The sequence below is a fragment of the Microcystis sp. M53603_WE2 genome (assembly GCF_030065435.1).
In genome coordinates this window covers 1-3,443 of sequence record NZ_JASJFF010000833.1, presented here as the reverse complement: position 1 = coordinate 3,443, position 3,443 = coordinate 1, and the positions used below count along the sequence as shown (strand labels likewise).

Annotated in this window: 1 protein-coding gene and 1 pseudogene; both read right to left on the bottom strand. The window is 48.9% G+C overall.

Annotated elements, in window-relative coordinates:
• Positions 1-213 precede the first annotated feature (213 nt).
• Positions 214-2,376 carry a molecular chaperone DnaK gene (gene dnaK, locus PX481_RS17725; protein ID WP_002759130.1) on the bottom strand — a complete coding sequence of 721 codons (2,163 nt, stop codon included), beginning with the start codon at positions 2,374-2,376 and terminating at the stop codon, positions 214-216.
• A 346-nt stretch (positions 2,377-2,722) separates the two neighbouring features.
• A pseudogene (locus tag PX481_RS17720) lies at positions 2,723-3,443 on the bottom strand (RluA family pseudouridine synthase); the annotation flags it as partial.

Below are 3,443 nucleotides of genomic sequence, written 5' to 3'. Positions count from 1 at the left end.
TATCAGTTATCAGTTATCAGTTATCAGTTATCAGTTATCAGTTATCAGTTATCAGTTATCAGTTATCAGTTATCAGATTTGAGTTCTAAGTGAGCAGTATGTATTAAGCGAGCAGTATTAAATAGTAGTTTCCCACTGTCTTTTTACTGATTACTGTTTACTGATTACTGTTTACTGTTTACTGTTTACTGATCACTGTTTACTGATCACTGTTTAAAACCAATCATCATCCTCATCATCCCAGTTATTTTGGGGGGGAATATTGCGGGAACGATTGCCGCCGCTGCGGTTACTTTTACTATTGTTATAACTTTTTTCCTCCGAAGGGGGGGGACTTTGCCAATCGCTATCGCGGCCATTATAGTAATTGTCCTGATTGCGGGGACGATAACTATCTTGATTAGCCGAATAATTGGGTCGATAATCACTTTGATAACCCCGTGTACTGGGACGATAATCCTGACGATAACGATCGCGACGCGGTTCGGAGGGAAGATCATCTTCCTTATCTCCAGTAAAAGTCTTGCGAATAGCGCTAAAAAAGCCCTCGTCTTCCTCGTCGTATTGTAGGCGTACCTCGCGATTTAATTCATAGATAACATCCTGTAGATCCGCCTGGGCGCGATCGATGCGACGGTCATCATTTTTCTCCAAAGCGTCGATAATTTCCGTACTCAAAGACTCAATTTGACGACGATAGGAACGGGTAAACTCATTACCAAAATCGAGAGTAACATCTTTTAAGCGTCGTTGGGCTTGATCCACCAGAGAGCGGGCGCGATTGCGTTTATCGACCTTTTCGCGACGGGTACGATCTGCTTCGGCAAATCGGGCAGCATCGCCGATCATGCGGTTAATTTCCCCTTCGCTGAGGGTAGAAGCGCCTTGAATGGTGACACTTTGCTCCCGTCCGGTCATTTTATCCCTAGCGGTGACTTGTAGAATACCGTTAGCATCGATATCGAGGGACACCTGCACTTGGGGAATACCCCGGGGTGCGGGGGGGATACCGGTTAATTTAAAACGTCCCAAGGATTTATTATCGCTGGCCATTTCCCTTTCCCCCTGCAAAACGTGGATTTCCACCACAGTTTGATTATTTTCGGAAGTGGAAAAAAGGTCAGCTCTGCGGACGGGAATAGTGGTATTGCGGGGGATTAACTTTTTCATCACACCGCCGATGGTTTCTAAACCCAAGGATAAAGGGGTAACATCGAGGAGCAGCACGTCTTTGACCTCGCCGCCCAAAATTCCCGCTTGAATAGCCGCCCCGACCGCTACAACCTCATCAGGGTTAACATTTTGATTGGGTTCCCTATCGATAAAACTCCGCACCAAATCCTTAACCACCGGCATCCGCGTGCCGCCGCCCACCAGTACCACTTCGTCTAGTTGGACGGGGGACAAACCGGCATCGGAAAGGGCCCGTTTGAGAGGACGACGGAGACGACTGATTAAATCACCGCATAATTCCTCAAATTGGGCCCGACTCAGGCGAGTTTCGATGTGTTTGGGTCCGTCTTCCGTGGCGATGATAAAGGGCAGATTAATATCGGTGACGCTGACACCAGACAGTTCTATTTTGGCTTTTTCTGCCGCTTCTGTGAGTCTTTGTAGGGCTTGCCGGTCTTGGCGCAGCTCCACGCCTTCCTGTTCCAAAAATTGATTGGCTAACCAATCGACGATTCTTTTATCGAAATCATTTCCGCCTAATTGGGTGTCGCCACTGGTGGCTTTCACCTCAAAAACGCCGTCACCCACTTCCAGGATAGAAACATCAAAAGTACCGCCTCCCAGGTCAAAAACGAGGATTTTCTTGCTTTCTTGTTCATCGAGACCGTAGGCCAGGGCGGCGGCGGTGGGTTCGTTGAGAATCCGCATCACTTCTAACCCCGCAATTCGGCCTGCATCCCGGGTGGCTTGACGTTGGGAGTCGTTAAAATAGGCGGGGACGGTGATTACGGCCCCGGTAACTTCTTCCCCCAGATAACGGCTGGCTTCTTCGGCTAATCGGCGTAAAATTAGGGCGGAAATTTCTTCGGGGGCGAATTCTTTTTGCAGACGGGGGCATTTAATTTTGATATTGCCCATCTCGTCCCGGCGGATGGTGTAGGGGACGCGCTTCGATTCGGGGTTTAATTCCGAGTAGCGACGACCTATGTAGCGTTTGACTCCATAGTAGGTGTTTTGGGGATTGAGTACCCCTTGTCGCCGGGCCATTTGACCGACCACTAACTCCCCATCTTTATTAAAACCGACCACAGAAGGGGTGGTTCTCATGCCCTCCGAGTTGGCGATGACCACTGGCTTTCCGCCTTCCATCACGGCGACGACGGAGTTAGTTGTCCCTAGATCAATGCCTACTACTCTACCCATGCTTGTTTTTGTCTCCCCCTAGATTTCGATAACTTCGGGACTTTTACCTTCGATCGATAGTTTAAATCGCTTAATGCTTGTTGACAATATTGTATCGAATTGTCTTAGGTTCTCGCTCTCGCTTCGGGGCGATTCAGGGTGTGATTACCGAAGTGGTCTTTTAGTGATCGCTGGCGATCGAGCTTGGGGGGTTTTAAATAGGGTCTGCGGCAAAAAGTTTTTCCTGGGGGAAGGGTGTGGGGTGTAGGGTGTAGGGTGTAGGGTGTGGGGTGTAGGGTGTAGGGTGTGGGGTGTGGGGTGTGGGGTGTGGGGTGTAGGGTGTGGGGAGTTTTCTCAGTGAACTGATAACTGATAACTGATAACTGATAACTGATTCCGGCGGCGCTGGACAACAAATAGAGATTCTTTCCCCTGTACTGGGATGATTAAAAACGATTTGATTGGCATGGAGATAATAACCACAATCTCCCGGGACTGCATCCGGTCGCGGTAATCCCCCCAGACCATACAATGGATCACCGATTAAAGGATAGCCAAAAAAGGCCAGATGAATGCGAATTTGATGGGGTCTGCCCGTAAAAATTCTTACTTCTAATAGGGTACTATCGGGATGTTTTTTTAAGACTCGACCATCACTGCGGGCCGATAACCCATCTGTGAGCGCACCGTAAACGTAGCCTAAGATGGGATGGGCGATTTTCCCGATCGCTTGATTAATAGTAAAGTTATCCGGTATGTCGCCCCGACCCACTAAAGCTCGATATATTTTGGTAATTTTCCCCTCTCGCATCTGTTGACTCAATTTAGCTCTAGCGGGCTTTGATTTCGCCATTAAGACTATGCCGGAAGTGCCGCGACCAAGACGATGAATCGGATAGGGAGTGACATCGGGATAATGCTGATGTACCAAATGGATAAGAGTATGTTCGAGAAATCCACCCCCCGCTAACACCGGTAATCCCGAAGGTTTCGCCACCACTAACACCTCGGCATCCTCGTAGAGTACCTCAAAAAAGAGCGGCACATCCGGTTCTGTCCAAGGCGGGCGCTGATAGGTCAATTGCTGC